Source organism: Exiguobacterium sp. s166 (genome assembly GCF_018618855.1).
GTDB lineage: Bacteria > Bacillota > Bacilli > Exiguobacteriales > Exiguobacteriaceae > Exiguobacterium_A.
This window is the reverse complement of the sequence record NZ_JACSMU010000001.1, coordinates 542,955-557,980: the sequence shown is the minus strand read 5'-3', so window position 1 is coordinate 557,980 and position 15,026 is coordinate 542,955. Positions and strand designations below refer to the sequence as shown.

Below are 15,026 nucleotides of genomic sequence, written 5' to 3'. Positions count from 1 at the left end.
TTAAAGCGATTTAGATAAACATTAACAGACGAGAGGAAAGTGGATGTCAAAATCCGCTTTCTTTTTTGTTGTTCGAAATCATTCAATGCACGAGACTCCTGCAGGAAAAAGCGCAAGTGCAAACTGCGCTGTCAGAGACAAACAAGACCCGCTTTTCTGCCCACACGGGGCAGGAAAACTGGCTTGTGTCTCGCCTGAGAAAAGCGAGTACAAAGAGGAATGATTTCGACGTAGGATAATCCGATTTCCCGCACAAAGTAAAGGGAAAGGGGATACTTTGTTAACGAGACAAAAAAACACGCCCCGAGACGGGACGTGTCTGAAAAACCTTATTTTTTGATATCGAATGTTGTGCTGAGGAAGTTAACGACATCTTCCGCTGTATCCATATCGAGTACTTGTTCAACGACTGCTTCACATTCTGCTTTGTTCAAGCGCGTCATTAAGCTGCGTGCACGAAGGACGGAAGAAGCTGACATTGAGAATTCGTCGAGTCCGAGTCCGAGAAGGATTGGAAGCGCGAGTTCTTCTCCAGCCATCTCACCACACATGCCGACCCATTTGCCTGCTTTGTGTGCTTCTGTGATGACGTTGTTTAAGAGGTTCAAGATGGCCGGGTTGAACGGTTGGTAGAGATATGAAACTTTCTCATTCATCCGGTCAGCTGCCATCGTGTATTGAATCAAGTCGTTTGTTCCGACTGAGAAGAAGTCGACTTCTTTCGCGAATTGTTTCGCCATGACAGCTGTTGATGGAATCTCGACCATCATACCAACTTCGATGTCTTCAGAAACCGTCACGCCTTCTGCTTGAAGGTTTGCTTTTTCTTCCAAGAGAAGCGCTTTTGCTGCACGGAATTCTTCGAGTGTCGCGATCATCGGGAACATGACAGCAAGTTTTCCGTACGCGCTTGCCCGGAGAAGGGCACGGAGCTGTGTCCGGAAGAGATCTGTTTGGTCCAGGCAAAGACGGATTGCACGGTAGCCGAGGAACGGGTTCATCTCATGCGGGAGATCGAGGTAAGACAACTCTTTGTCGCCGCCGATATCGAGTGTCCGGATGACAACTTTTTTATCGCCCATCGATTCGAGAACCGTTTTGTAAGCCGTGAATTGCTCGTCTTCCGTCGGGAACGTTTCAGCGTCCATGTAAAGGAACTCTGTCCGGTATAATCCGACTGCTTCCGCACCATTCTCGAGAACGCCTTTTACATCGTTTGGTGTTCCGATGTTCGCTGCGAGCTCGACGTGATGACCGTCTGCTGTAACTGTTTTTTCGTTTTTTAGTTTTTTCCACTCTTCTTTTTGAGCGATATACGCTGAACGTTTTTCTTCATACTCTGCGATTTGTTCGCTTGAAGGGTTGACGATGACGTCACCCTCTGTACCGTCAAGAATCAAGAAATCACCGTGTTTGACTTCCGTCAAGACGACTTTTGTTCCGACGACAGCCGGAATTTCAAGAGAACGGGACATGATCGCCGAGTGCGAAGTCCGTCCACCGATGTTCGTAGCAAATCCTTTTGCATACTTCCGGTTGAGTTGTGCTGTATCTGAAGGTGTTAAATCTTCTGCAATGATGATGACTTCTTCATTGATCTGAGCCGGTGTGACGAACGTGATGCCGAGCAAGTGGGCCATCGTCCGTTTTGTAACGTCACGGACATCGGCTGCACGCTCACGCATGTATTCGTTATCCATGGATTCAAAAATCATGACCATCATCTGTGACACTTCATCGAGTGCTTGGGCTGCATTGGTCTTCTCATCGTCAATTTTTGCGTTGACTTGGCTGACGATTTCCGGGTCTTCCAAGATCAAGAGGTGAGCTGAGAAGATTTCCGCTTTGTCTGCACCGAGTTCTTTTAATGTGTTTTCACGGATGATTTCAAGTTCACCCTTCGACTTAACGATGGCGGCTTGGAAACGTTCCTTTTCTGCTGCCGAGTCCTCGATTTTATTCGTTGGAATGTCAAAGACAGGTGTTTCCATTACGAATGCCTTTGCAATCGCAATCCCTGCAGAAGCGCCAATTCCTTTGATGTGCTGTGCCATGTGCATTACCCTCTTTTCAGTAAGTTTTTTCGCCGCAGCGACGTCATTTCTTTGCTATCTATAGATACCCATAAACGCATCTCTCTTAACGGGTCGCTTGCGGACTCTCCCTTTGAATGAAAACGTAGACATTTCTGTCGTTGCCAAATGACCGTTAAAATAGAAGTGCCTGTCCTTTTCACCTGTTTAATCCTATCATATTGTGAAACAGGCAACAATTGTTTGAAACGCTTCAAATCGACAAATTAAAGAACGTCTTCTTTGAGAACGGTTTCATTTGCCTCGGAGGCTATCAGTTGGAAAATTGGATTAAACACTTCATACTAATATGTATCACTAAAGGGGGATTTGAATATGCGATGGAATCAAGTAGATCCACAAGCTCATGTCGAAGTACTCGTTGTCGGTATTTCAGGAAACCAGCCGGTCGAGGAACGGATCCGGTCACTTTATCCGGATCGTTTGGATGAATGGGTACGCCGAGGGGATATCTCAACGAAACAAGGAGAACTCCGCTTGTTGCCGACACTGACGGGAACCGTGGAACGTGTGTTGTTCGTCGGTCTTGGGAAAGCCGAAGGACTTACGACAGACAGCCTTCGCCGATTATTCGGAAAAGCAGCTCAGTTCTTGAAAGCACGCCAGTTATCCAAAGTGACGATTGATGCAACGACTTTCCCGGGTCAACCGGTCGAACTGATTGCTGAGACGTTTGGCTTATCTACATATGAAGTCAAACATTATAAAACAAACACGCGGGTCACATATGATCTGGATTTAACAATCTGGTCAGACGCGGGAGATCAGGATGTTGTACGTGGGGAAGCACTTGCGCAAGCGACGAATCTCGCGCGCCGTCTCGTCACGATGCCGGGTAACCTGTTGACTGCACCTGCTTTGGCGGATGAAGCCCGCTTTATTGCCGAGCGTCACGGGCATGATTTGAAGATTCTTGAAAAAACAGATATGGAAGCGCTCGGGATGGGTGCATTGCTTGCCGTCAATCAAGGGTCAACAATTCCACCGAAACTGATTGTCCTTGAATACAAAGGAGCAGGCGACGAGGCTCCGATTGCCGTCGTCGGAAAAGGTGTGACTTTCGATACAGGCGGTTACTCGATTAAACCAAAAGACGGAATCGTCGGGATGAAAGGGGATATGGGAGGAGCCGCAGCCGTCCTCGGATTGTTTGAAGTCCTCGGTCAGCTTAAACCGAATGTAAACGTCTTGGGAGTCATTCCGGCGACGGATAACATGATTTCCGGTGATGCTTTTAAACCGGATGATGTCATCACGTCAATGGCAGGAAAAACGATTGAAATCCTGAACACCGATGCGGAAGGACGCCTTGTCCTGGCAGATGCCGTCACCTACGCCAAAGAATACAAGCCGAAGATGATCATTGACCTTGCGACGCTGACAGGCGGAGTCTTAGTGGCACTTGGAACAGAAATCACAGGGGCATTGACGAATGATACTGATCTGTACGAACGATTTGAAGCCGTGACACAAGAGACAAACGAAATGGTCTGGCAGATGCCGTACGTTGATCAGTTCATCAAGCAGGTCCGACGCTCGGACGTCGCAGACTTAAATAACTCACCGGGACGGATGGGACATATGATTTTCGGTGGTGCGTTTGTCGGTGAATTTGTCGGTGAGACCCCGTGGCTCCACCTTGATATCGCCGGAACATCCGAACAAAAAGCCGCGACGGAACTTGGTCCAAAAGGGGCGACCGGTGTCATGGTCCGCAGTCTGTATCATTTCGTAGAACGCGAAAAATGATGCGCGTCAACAGCGTCCTCATTTTAATGACAATCGTTAGTATCGTCTGGTACCTGGATGCACGGGAACAGATTTCTTTAGCGGCAGCGACTTTTTTTGGTGTCTTTACGATTTTATCGCTCCTTAAGAGTCTGCGGGAGAAGTCCAATGGACGTCACCGGAATTGATGCGGCGAAAGCCGGATGGGTGGCTGTATCGATTCAAGACGGTCAGTTTTCCTGGACGGTCGCTCCGTCACTCGACGAAATCGAATGCGGAACCCGGACCTATATCGATATGCCGATTGGACTGGAAGAAGACAAACGCCGGGCAGTCGATCAGTTGTTACGGGAAGAATTGAAGCCTGGCCGAACGAGCAGTGTCTTTAATGCCCCGTTGCGTGCAGCACTGGAGCAAGCCGGTTATCCGGAAGCAAACGAGTATTCGAAGCAGCAGGCAGGTTTCGGTCTCTCCAAACAAGCGTGGTATCTGTTACCGAAAATCCAACAGGTACGGAACTGTTATCGACCGGGCATGGTGGAATCCCATCCGGAAGTCTGTTTTGCCCGCCTGACCGGTCATCCGGCACGTCACAGTAAACGGACGGTCGAGGGAATGGCAGAGCGGGCAGAACTGTTGCGACGGTACGGTTGTCCGGCTTACTGGGAACTAAATGTGCGCGGTGTCGCAACAGACGACTGGATCGATGCCTGTCTTCTGGCAGTCGCCGCCACGTTACCGGCAGTTTATGTGCCGGATGATCGCCCGGTTGATTCGATGGAATTTCCGTTATATGCCGCATTACCGAAAAAAATCACCTTCACCGAAATGGTGTAGGTGATCCTTTGATAAAGTCCCAAAGATAATGAAAAATCCTCGCGTTGTGTAACGCTTTGATGATGACCGCAATCAAGGGACCTAAAATCAATCCGAAGACGCCGAAAAATTGAATACCGACGAACAAGGCAATTAAGGCGGTGATCGGTTGAATACCGATGTTATCGCCGACGATTTTAGGTTCCATGATATTGCGTTGTAAGATGACGATTCCGTAAAGGATCGCAAGACCGATGGCAAGACCCGTATCTCCCGTAATGATGGAATAGGCAATCCAAGGCAAAAAGACGGAGCCGGTTCCAAGATAGGGTAAGATGTCAAAAAATGCCGCGATAAAGGCGATCGCAAACGGATGCTCGACTCCGATGATCAACAGTCCGATCAGGACGATGAAAAATGTAATCGTAATCAATGTCAGTTGCGCTTTGATGTAACCGAACAAAGCGGACCGGAGACTCGTGACGACCGATTCGGCACGGGCGAACCATGGTAACATTTCGTATTGCTTCAATCTGATTTCGTACTTGTGCCAGTCTTTTGAGATGAAGAACCAGGCGAGCAAGACGATGACTAAAATCAACGCGATGGAGGGTAATGTCGCTAAAATCGTCTGCAACATCCCGGCGACACTTTTGGAGCCTTCACCAATTGCACTGGCAAGGGAACTGCCGAGGGACTGGATACTGTTTTGGACCGTGTTTTGTTGTGACGGTTCAAGCGAGCGAAGGGCTTCCGACGCATCGTTCCAAATCGGTGCCAGCTTTTCGTTGTAGAGTTTTTGGAAATAAAGACTCAGCTCCTGGATTTGTGCCGGCAGCTGATTGGCGACAAACACAAGTCCACGAATCAACTGCATGATGATCAAGACGAGCGAGCCGATCAATAAACCGCTCATTAAAATGATGGACAGCAGAGCACCCCAACCGCGGTTGATCCGAAGTCGTTTTTGGAAAAAGTCGACGAGCGGCCGACTGAATAAAGCCAATAGAAAAGCAAAGACGAACGGGTACATGAAAGAAGACAAGCGAACGATCAGCCAACCGGTGAAAAAGATGGCAAGGATGACGCCAATGAAACGGGCTAATTGCCACAAACGTTCAGTCGACATAAGCAACACCTCTTACTATGTATGGAATGTCATCATCATATCATGTTTGTCAGACGAACGTATCGTTCAAAAGGGGAGGAATTCAGATGAAACGAAAAGAAATGGGATTACTCGTCTCGCTCGCCGTTGCGAGCGGACTGGCTGTTCGGGAATGGCGGAAGAACCAACAGTTCACGAAACGATTTAAGGAACAATCGGAAGACCGGCTTGTGAAGGGACTGGCGGAGGTGCAGGACGATGCAGGAGATGATTCTTCTTCAACAAAAGGTTGATGAAACGATTCGAGCGCTCGGAGGATATTTTCGCCCGTTATCTGGATTAGCCCGTTTGATTGAGGAGGTCGGTGAAGTCGGGGAGGCGCTCGAAACCGGAGACGAGTCGTCGTTTCAAGCGGAACTGGTCGATGTCCTGATGATTTCGACCTGTCTTGCGAATCAATACGTGACGGATTTGGCACAGCAACATCAACAGCTCGAGACGATCGAAGACGAGGTGCAAGGTTCGTTTTACCGCCTTGTTCATGAAACGGGGCAGGTCGCTCGTGTCATGAACGGATATGAAGGTGACAAGCCGCCGAAAAAGACGGAAGACGTCATTCCGATCGGGACATCGCTCGCCCGTCTCCAGCGTGAACTGTTCCGGTTGGCCCGTCCCCTCGGAATCAACCTCCTGAAAGAAATCGACCGGACAAACGAGAAGAATCTGAATCGTGACCGTAAACGGTTTGCTTTGACACGTGATCCGGTGACAGAAGCGACGATTGATCACTTCCGAAGCGCAACGGGCAATACGGAACGTCTCTGGGGTGCACCCGTCCATGAAAGCGGCCTCTCGCTCGAGGCGCATATTCGGGCGTCACTACCGTCGTTACGCCGGTTCCTGCGTTGTGCCCAGATTGAAGGCATTGATGGATTCGTCATCGAGGCTCCGATCGAGCGGACTGACAGTTTACGAAGTGTCAAAGATCAGGCTGATGAAATCGGACGAATCATTAAGGAACAGACACCGCTGTCGTTTAAAGAAGCACCGTACCGGATTGATGTCTATGCCCCTCAACTCGGTCCGGTGTCGCCGTATCATGCGGAAGATGACCACCGGATGTTTATCGTCCTGCATGTTGATGAGTAACTAAAAAAGAGGGGACTGACTCAAAAAAGAATCACTCGTCTTTCACGCCCTTTCCTCAGGCGAGACACAAGCCCGCTTTCCTGCCTCATTTAGGCAGGAAAGCGGGTCTTATTTGTCTCTGGCAGCGCAAAAATGCGCTTTTTCCTGTAGGAGTTGCGTGTAGCGAGTGATTCTTTTTTTACGAGATAAGGGTGGCAGATTATGATTCTGCCACCCTTATCTTTGTAGAGACTGACTGTTGAGTCAGCCCCTTCTTTTGGTGTAAATCATCTTGAGGGATTTGATAGTTCGACCTGTTTCTGATTCAAGTGTTGCATGAAACGGTTGATCCGGTGAATCGCCTGTTGGAGCTGTTCGACCGAACTGGCATAACTGGCCCGGACATAACCTTCTCCACTTGCACCGAATACAGAACCGGGGACGACCGCGACGCGTTCCGCAAGCAACAGTTGCTCTGCGAATTCCTCGCTCGTCAAACCGGTTCCGCCGATGTACGGGAAGGCATAGAACGCCCCACCCGGTGAATGGGTCGGCAGTCCGGCGTCATTTAACGCTTTGACGAAATAGTTCCGCCGTTGCCGGTAACTGCGGACCATATCCGGAACTGTCTTATGACGCGAACGTAAGGCTTCGATTCCGGCGAACTGAACGAGCGTCGGGGCACACATCATGCCATACTGATGAACTTTCAGCATCGCCTGGCTGATAGCGGGCGGGGCACAGGTAAAACCGAGCCGCCAACCGGTCATCGCAAAGGCTTTAGAAAACCCGTTGATGACAATCGTCCGTTCCCGCATATCGGGAAGGGTCGCAAAACAAGTCGGCTCGTCTTCATAAGAAAGTTCAGCATAAATTTCATCGCTGATGACATAAAGATCATGTTTCTTGGCAAGCAACGCGAGATCGGCCAATTGATCGCGTGTCATGACGGAACCGGTCGGATTGGACGGGAAACAAAAGATGATCGCTTTTGTCCGGTCTGTGATGACCGCTTCAATCGTTTCCGGCTGAATCGTAAATCCGTCTTCTGCACGACAGGCTGCCGCGACAGGAATACCGCCTGCCAGTTCAATCAATGGAGCATACGAGACGAAGGCCGGTTCAACGACGATGACTTCGTCTCCCGGATTGATCAACGTCCGAAAGGCTAAATCGAGTCCTTCCGAAGCACCGGTCGTGACGATGATTTCGTCCGCGACCTGATAGTCAATCGAAAATTTTTCTTGCATGTACAAACGGATCTCCTGGCGTAATTCGACTAATCCGGCATTGGCACTGTATGCCGTATAACCTTGTTCGAGCGCAGCGAAACTGGCTTCCCGGACATTCCAGGGGGTGACAAAATCGGGTTCGCCGACACCAAGCGAGATGACATCTTCCATCGAACCGGCTAAATCAAAAAACCGCCGGATACCGGAAGGGGCCAATCGTTCGACACGTTCAGATAAATGTTTCATGGAGACACCTTCAATCGTTTGTCCCCGTCATCCTGGCTGAATAAAACGCCGTCATGTTTATACGTTTTGAGACGGAAATGGGTTGTCGTCGAAATGACAGAATCGAGTGTCGATAATTTTTCTGAGACGAACTGTGATACTTCCTGCAGGGATTTTCCGTCAAGGACGACTTGTAAATCGTATGCTCCTGACATCAAATAGAGTGACGTCACTTCCGGGAAGCGGTGGATGCGTTCTGCGACCTCATCAAAGCCGCGTCCCCGTTTCGGTGTCACTTTGACATCGATGAAAGCGGTCACGCCATGGTGAGCATGGATTTTTTGCCAGTCGATAACGGCTGTATAACCGAGCAGGACCCCGTCTTGTTTAAACGTCTCTAGTGAAGATGACACCTCTTCCTCTGTCAAATTAAGCATTTGAGCAGCTAAGACAGGATCGACCGGTCCATTCTGCGTCAATAATTCCAGTAGTTCTAGTTGTTTGTCTGTGTACACAATCATCACTCGCTTTCTGTCAGGTTGCCATGGAACGTCCGGCGTGTCTCGCGTAGCCGGGAGCGACGTTCCTCTTGTACGATGTGGAAATTTTTCATATCAGTTGTCGGGAGATGATGCTTTTCGACGAGTCGGTCAAAATAGACGCGACGCGACGCATCCTGCTTAGCCGATTGGTGGTTGCCCGCAGGATTAAACGCATACAGGACGGTTGCCCGGGCCGGGTGCAGAACGAGATGATCCTGTCCGACACGCAAAATCCAGTCCCAATCCCAATAGTTGAAGACGTCTTCATCAAATAAACCAAGTTTTTCATGAAGTGACTTGCGATAGAGGGAACCGGACGGGATATAGGTCGAATCCTCTTTCATCGCTTCCCGGTCATACGGATAAGCAAAAGGTTCCGTCGTTTTTACGACACGCCGGTCCTGTTGCCACTCGTAAGTGAACAGTTCGGCATCGACGTACGTCAAGTCCGCACCGGCCTCAAGATCGCCGACAACTTCCTCGATATGTGAAGGCAACAATAAATCGTCGTCGTCGTGGAGAAGGATATACTTTCCTGTTGCTAACGAGACACCGTGATTTCGTGCCCGGACATGGTGGTTTTCCGGCAAATCGATTGACGTGATTGTCAGTTTATCCTGAAAGTCAGTCAGGACAGGAGTCAGCGGCTCGCCGTTATTGTTTAAGATGATGACTTCAAAATCCTGATAGATTTGTTTTGTCAGTGCGGTCAGTGCTTCGCGCAACTCACGCAATCTGTTATATGTGGGGATGATGACTGAGACCATCGGCATTTAAGTCGTCTCCTTAGAACAAAGACACCCTTGAAATTCAGGTGTCCTTGTGAGATATTTACATTTTTTCTTCGATTGTCGGAAGTAAGTCATTCCATTCAGCGTCAGCTTCTTTTGTGACGGTGACGAAATCACCGTATGCAAATAGATTATCGATGCCGTCAATCGTAATGAGTGATGCGAGCAAAGCATCTTCCGGTGTATCCCCTTTTTTGACGCTGGTGCTCTTGGCACCGAAACGGTCTCCGTCGAGGGTGATTTTTACTGAGTTCGGGTTAGGCGTGTAGTCAACTTGCATAATCAGTCTCCTTTCAAAGTTCACACGAAGCTTCACATAAAAGTAAGTTCGTTGCGAGTAAAATCAATTCCTGCTGATCCGGTCGTTCATCAAATGATTCTTCAAAAACGCTCCCGATTGCTTCCGCAAGCGGGCTTATTTGATCATGAACCGTCAGTAAGCTTAGTATAGCAGACATTTCCGTCGGATAATTTCCTTCTCCTAGGTGAAATGGATCATATTTTTTTAAAAGTTCTTCTGAACTCATAATCACTAAAACTCCTTATCTCAATATATCTCAAAAGGCGGTAGTCCGCCTTTTCAAATTTGTTTGACCTGAATTTCAATGCAAGGGCTTATTTTTCCGGCATTTAGTGATAACCTATATCTTGTAGATAAATAGGTTTAAAAATGCCTGAAACGTCTATATATAGAGTGAAGATTGAATAACACTTTCTATATGTAGGGCGTCTTTTTTTAGTTTAGCGCATTTTTTACGGCAACGGAACCTATTTTAAAGTTAGAGAATGGGAGTGGTTCATAGTGGCATCTCCACTGAATACAGCACGCATCTATCAAGGTGCAATGACAATAGAAGATGTATATACGGTCATCCGTCAGATTACAGCATCATACTCGGAGCTCGACGTCGAGCGTTACACAGAACGGGCGATTCGGGCACTCGAAGGGAAGACGTTACAGGCGGATCAAGTCTATGAACTCTTAACCATGCATGCACTTGATATGTTAAAAGCAGAAGAACCGAACTGGACGTTTGTTGCGACAGCAACGTACTTGAACCGGTTGTATCTGGAAGCGAGCGAAAACCGCGGTTATGCAGCGGACGAACGGTACGGCTCGCTGTATCACTTGATTGAAAAATTAACGGAGATCGGCATCTTTACACCGCATCTCTTAGACACGTATACAAAAGAAGAAGTCGAGGAACTTGCGGCATCAATCGATCCGTCACGTGATCATCTGTTCACGTATATCGGACTCCGGACATTATCCGACCGTTACTTAGCGCGCGACCACGTCAAGAAATTATACGAATTACCGCAGGAACGTTTTATGATCATCGCGATGACACTCATGCAGACAGAACCAAAAGACCGCCGGATCGAGCTCGTCAAAGAGTCTTACTGGGCACTTTCGAATCTCTACATGACTGTTGCGACACCGACTTTATCGAATGCCGGTAAATCATACGGACAACTGTCATCATGCTTCATCGATACAGTCGATGATTCGTTGCGGGGTATCTATGATTCGAATACCGATGTTGCGACACTGTCAAAAGGCGGCGGCGGAATCGGTGTCTACATGGGGAAAATCCGTTCACGCGGGTCAGACATTAAAGGATTTAAAGGAGTTTCAAGCGGTGTCATTCCGTGGATGAAACAGTTGAACAACACAGCGGTCAGCGTCGATCAGCTCGGTATGCGCCAAGGTTCAATCGCCGTTTATCTCGATATTTGGCATAAAGATATTCTTGAGTTCCTCGATGCGAAATTGAACAACGGGGACGAACGGTTGCGGACACATGACTTGTTCACAGGCGTCAGCTTACCGGACCATTTCATGCGGACGGTCGAAGCGCGCGGTGACTGGTACTTGTTCGATCCGCACGAAATTCGGACGGTGATGGGCTTCAGCCTGGAAGATTCGTTTGATGAAACGGAACAAGGCGGCAGCTTCACGGAGAAATACACAGCGTGTGTCAATGAACCGCGTCTGAGCCGGACGAAAGTACCGGCGATTGATCTCGTCAAACGCTATATGCGTTCGCAGCTCGAAACAGGCACACCGTACATGTTCTTCCGTGATGCAGTAAACCGTGCCAACCCGAACAAACATGCGGGAATGATTTATTCGTCTAACCTCTGTTCGGAAATCATGCAAAACATGAGCCCGACGACTGTCACAGAAGAGTACACGGAAGACGGCAAAATCATCATCACGAAAACACCGGGCGATTTCGTTGTCTGTAACTTATCTTCGATTGCGCTTGCGCGTGCTGTCCGTGAAAATGTATTGGAACGGTTGATTCCGATTCAAATGCGGATGCTTGATAACGTCATCGATTTAAATACGATTGACGTGCCGCAAGCACAGATTACGAATCAAAAATACCGCGCCGTCGGTCTCGGAACATTCGGCTGGCATCATCTGCTCGCTCTCGAAGGCATCCGCTGGGAGTCGGTCGAGGCTGTTCAGTATGCCGATCGTCTTTACGAAAAAATTGCGTACTTGACGATTGATGCGTCGATGCAACTGGCGAAAGAAAAAGGCGCTTACCGTCTCTTTGAAGGATCGGAATGGCAGACAGGGGAATACATCGCCCGCCGTCACTACAAAACAACGGCTGAACTGAACTGGGATCGTCTGCAAGCCGACATCACAGAACACGGTATGCGAAATGCCTATCTGATGGCAGTCGCCCCGAACTCGTCGACGGCAATCATCGCCGGAAGTACGGCTTCGATCGATCCGATTTACAAGAAGGTTTATGCGGAAGAGAAGAAAAACTACAAGATTCCAGTCACAGTGCCCGATTTGACACCGGAAACGAACTGGTTCTATAAATCAGCGTTTGAGATTGATCAGCTTTGGAGCATCCGTCAAAATGCCTCACGCCAACGTCATATTGACCAAGCAATCAGCTTTAATCTCTACGTCAAAAACAGTGTCAAAGCAAAAGAGTTACTCGAGATGCACATGGAGGCATGGCAGCTGGGGATGAAGACGATTTACTACACACGTTCGACGACCGTCGAAATCGATGAATGTGAGTCGTGTTCATCATAAGAGAAGGAGGACGATATCATGAAGGCAGCAATCGTATATGCGTCAATGAGCGGAAATACAGAGGAGGTTGCGGAACTGATTGCAAAAGCATGTTCCGAAATGCAGGTCGAACCGACGATGATCTTTGCCGATGATGTGACGACGTATCAGCTGGTCCCTTATGATATCGTCTATTTTGGTTCGTACACCTGGGGAGACGGACAATTGCCGGATGAGATGCGGGATTGTCTGAAGCTGGTCTTAAAGGAAAGTCCGCACGCGATTCCGCAGGCGGCTGTCTTCGGGACGGGCGATAAGATGTTCGTCAAATATTGCCGCGCCGTCGATGAGATGGCGTATCATCTCGCGAAGTTCGGGGTACCGCTCGCAGGTGAATTACTCAAAATCGAACAATCGCCGCGAAACCGGCCGCATGCGGTCAAAGAGTGGACACGCCGAACACTACTGCAATTACAGCAAGAGGGAGCCGAACAACATGGAACAACTACAAAAAATCAAACTGCTTGATGCCCGTCATCCGAATCGTGCGACAGCGATCATCGGTGGCGAGACAAGCTCGATCGTCAACTGGAACGACATCGCATATCCACAGTTTTATTCGATCTATAAACAACTGTTATCGAACTTCTGGATTCCGGACGAAATTTCGATGTCAAAAGACATGCAACAGTGGAATCAATTGAGCGAGCGGGAACAGGATGCGTTTAAGCGGATCATCGGTCTGTTATCGATTCTTGACTCTGTCCAGACCCGCTATATCCTGGAGTCGGCAATGTTTACGTCAGACGCCTCGATTCATGCGATCCTCGCGATTGTGGCCCAACAGGAAGTCGTGCATAACCAATCGTACAGTTACGTGCTGTCAAGCCTCGTACCGTTGTCAGAACAAAACCGGATCTTCGACATCGCCAAAGATGATGACATGGTCATGAAGCGGAATGCTTTTATTCTGGATCTGTATGAAGATTTCCAAAACGACCGGACACCGGAAAACTTCGCGAAATCACTCGTCGCCTCAATCGTTCTTGAAGGAATCAACTTCTACTCCGGATTTGCGTTCTTTTATAACCTGGCGCGTCACCAAAAAATGGTCGGAACTTCGACGATGATCAGTTATATCCAACGCGACGAGTTGCAACACTCGTACTTCATCAGTCAGCTGTTACGTGCCGTCTTGACAGAACATCCGCAAATCGATGCCGACAGTTCATTCACGAAGTTCGTCTATGCCACATTCGAGCGTGCTGTTGATCTCGAAATCGAGTGGAGTGAATACGTGTTACGTGACTTGGACGGACTTGATGTCAGCGAGATGCGTGACTATGTCAAATACCTCGCCAACAAACGTCTCCGTGTCATCGGGCTCGACGATCTGTATGAAGGACATGATGAAGACGTCATGCCATGGATCCGGGCGTATTCCGACGACTCGATGAATGCGACGAAATCCGATTTCTTCGAGCAAAAATCACGGTCATATGCGAAAGTGACGGATGCAAACGGATTTGACGATTTGTAAGCCATTCCCGAATCTTTATTTTTTGATTGCTTCACCGTGAAATTTCCATTACGCTAGGACAGGTGAGGTCATGCTCGACTCCTGCGGAAATACAAGTCAATCCTGACCCTGGAAGATGCATTGCATCTGAAGCGGCATGATGGCTTGTCCGCGGAAAGCGGGCAGACCGGACCTGTCCTTTTTGCGTGAAAAAGTAAGTTGAAACAAAAAAAGGGCCGGACTCGAAAAGTCCGGCAGAATCAGGGGGAATACTTGAAGTCTTGCTACTAATTTGTTCCCTGGTAAAATAAAAAATAAACAATTTGAAAAATATTTTTTACCATCCGTAAAAAGTATGTTATTATAAGTTGATGAATTTAGTTAGGGAGTGTATAAACTATGGCAAACTTTGAAAAAGACCAAGTCGTTACTGGTAAAGTAACTGGTATTCAAAACTTCGGTGCTTTCGTAGCACTTGACGAGCAAACACAAGGTCTCGTCCACATCTCAGAAATCTCACACGATTACGTAAAAGACATCAACGATTACGTAAAAGTTGGCGATGAAGTAACTGTTAAAGTTCTCGACATCGACGAAGCTAACAAAAAAATGAAGCTTTCGATTAAAGCAACACAGGAAGCTCCAAAACGCGAAGCACGCGCTAAAGGCCCACGCAAAAACACTGGCCGTCGCGATGCAGGTCCTGCTTTCAAACAAGAAGAAGCTCCTGGCTTCAACGTGTTAAAAGGCAAATTGGAAGAATGGATTGAAAAATCAAACTTCCAAAAATAAGAT

General features: G+C 48.3%; 16 protein-coding genes. 9 read left to right on the top strand and 7 right to left on the bottom strand.

Features of this window, described 5'->3' with window-relative positions; genetic code table 11:
* Positions 1 to 329: 329 nt before the first annotated feature.
* Positions 330 to 2,054 (bottom strand): phosphoenolpyruvate--protein phosphotransferase, encoded by a 1,725-nt coding sequence (gene ptsP / locus KNP93_RS02775; RefSeq protein ID WP_188004624.1) that lies wholly within the window; start codon positions 2,052 to 2,054, stop codon positions 330 to 332.
* A gap of 354 nt (positions 2,055 to 2,408) precedes the next feature.
* Between ptsP and KNP93_RS02770 the strand changes: the two genes are divergently transcribed.
* From KNP93_RS02770 to KNP93_RS02760, 3 genes are read left to right on the top strand one after another with little or no spacing between them, the layout of a single operon-like run.
* Entirely contained in the window at positions 2,409 to 3,842 is a 1,434-nt protein-coding gene (locus tag KNP93_RS02770; protein WP_214852965.1) for a leucyl aminopeptidase, read from the top strand.
* Entirely contained in the window at positions 3,842 to 4,009 is a 168-nt protein-coding gene (locus KNP93_RS02765; RefSeq protein ID WP_214852962.1) for a hypothetical protein, read from the top strand. Before KNP93_RS02770 ends, KNP93_RS02765 begins: the two co-directional genes overlap by 1 nt.
* Entirely contained in the window at positions 3,990 to 4,658 is a 669-nt protein-coding gene (locus KNP93_RS02760; protein WP_214852959.1) for a DUF429 domain-containing protein, read from the top strand. Before KNP93_RS02765 ends, KNP93_RS02760 begins: the two co-directional genes overlap by 20 nt.
* On the opposite strand, the gene ytvI is transcribed toward KNP93_RS02760, so the two are convergent.
* A complete protein-coding gene (gene ytvI, locus KNP93_RS02755; protein WP_214852956.1) occupies positions 4,642 to 5,766 on the bottom strand; it encodes a sporulation integral membrane protein YtvI in 1,125 nt (374 codons plus the stop codon). The two genes, KNP93_RS02760 and ytvI, sit on opposite strands and share 17 nt — an antisense overlap.
* A gap of 86 nt (positions 5,767 to 5,852) precedes the next feature.
* Here ytvI and KNP93_RS02750 point away from each other — a divergent pair, with 86 nt between their 5' ends.
* Together KNP93_RS02750 and KNP93_RS02745 are read left to right on the top strand one after the other, a co-directional pair.
* Complete coding sequence (locus KNP93_RS02750) at positions 5,853 to 6,038, top strand: hypothetical protein (protein ID WP_131502129.1); 186 nt, start codon at positions 5,853 to 5,855, stop codon at positions 6,036 to 6,038.
* Complete coding sequence (locus KNP93_RS02745; RefSeq protein ID WP_251138598.1) at positions 6,004 to 6,894, top strand: MazG nucleotide pyrophosphohydrolase domain-containing protein; 891 nt, start codon at positions 6,004 to 6,006, stop codon at positions 6,892 to 6,894. Before KNP93_RS02750 ends, KNP93_RS02745 begins: the two co-directional genes overlap by 35 nt.
* Before the next feature lie 266 nt (positions 6,895 to 7,160).
* Here KNP93_RS02745 and KNP93_RS02740 read toward each other — a convergent pair whose 3' ends face one another.
* Genes KNP93_RS02740 through KNP93_RS02720 form a run of 5 tightly spaced genes read right to left on the bottom strand, consistent with a single transcriptional unit; the run spans position 7,161 to position 10,190 of the window.
* The gene (locus KNP93_RS02740) at positions 7,161 to 8,351 is read right to left on the bottom strand and encodes an aminotransferase (protein ID WP_131502128.1); all 1,191 of its coding nucleotides are present in this window, start codon (positions 8,349 to 8,351) and stop codon (positions 7,161 to 7,163) included.
* Entirely contained in the window at positions 8,348 to 8,851 is a 504-nt protein-coding gene (locus KNP93_RS02735) for an Lrp/AsnC family transcriptional regulator (RefSeq protein ID WP_131502127.1), read from the bottom strand. The genes KNP93_RS02740 and KNP93_RS02735 overlap by 4 nt, the downstream gene beginning before the upstream one ends.
* Complete coding sequence (locus KNP93_RS02730) at positions 8,851 to 9,645, bottom strand: glycosyltransferase family 2 protein (protein ID WP_131502126.1); 795 nt, start codon at positions 9,643 to 9,645, stop codon at positions 8,851 to 8,853. Before KNP93_RS02730 ends, KNP93_RS02735 begins: the two co-directional genes overlap by 1 nt.
* Positions 9,646 to 9,703: 58 nt before the next feature.
* Positions 9,704 to 9,943: a NifU N-terminal domain-containing protein gene (locus KNP93_RS02725; protein ID WP_026827667.1), complete on the bottom strand. Its 240-nt coding sequence runs from the start codon at positions 9,941 to 9,943 to the stop codon at positions 9,704 to 9,706.
* A 13-nt stretch (positions 9,944 to 9,956) separates the two neighbouring features.
* A complete protein-coding gene (locus KNP93_RS02720; protein WP_114595187.1) occupies positions 9,957 to 10,190 on the bottom strand; it encodes a DUF1871 family protein in 234 nt (77 codons plus the stop codon).
* Between the two features lie 317 nt (positions 10,191 to 10,507).
* Here KNP93_RS02720 and KNP93_RS02715 point away from each other — a divergent pair, with 317 nt between their 5' ends.
* The 4 genes from KNP93_RS02715 (at position 10,508) to yugI (ending at position 15,023) form a co-directional block, all read left to right on the top strand.
* Positions 10,508 to 12,733: a ribonucleoside-diphosphate reductase subunit alpha gene (locus tag KNP93_RS02715; RefSeq protein ID WP_251138642.1), complete on the top strand. Its 2,226-nt coding sequence runs from the start codon at positions 10,508 to 10,510 to the stop codon at positions 12,731 to 12,733.
* A gap of 18 nt (positions 12,734 to 12,751) precedes the next feature.
* Entirely contained in the window at positions 12,752 to 13,240 is a 489-nt protein-coding gene (locus KNP93_RS02710) for a flavodoxin domain-containing protein (protein ID WP_114595189.1), read from the top strand.
* Positions 13,209 to 14,252 carry a ribonucleotide-diphosphate reductase subunit beta gene (locus KNP93_RS02705; RefSeq protein ID WP_214852952.1) on the top strand — a complete coding sequence of 348 codons (1,044 nt, stop codon included), beginning with the start codon at positions 13,209 to 13,211 and terminating at the stop codon, positions 14,250 to 14,252. The genes KNP93_RS02710 and KNP93_RS02705 overlap by 32 nt, the downstream gene beginning before the upstream one ends.
* Before the next feature lie 378 nt (positions 14,253 to 14,630).
* Positions 14,631 to 15,023 carry a S1 domain-containing post-transcriptional regulator GSP13 gene (gene yugI / locus KNP93_RS02700; protein WP_014971071.1) on the top strand — a complete coding sequence of 131 codons (393 nt, stop codon included), beginning with the start codon at positions 14,631 to 14,633 and terminating at the stop codon, positions 15,021 to 15,023.
* The last annotated feature ends 3 nt before the right edge of the window (positions 15,024 to 15,026 follow it).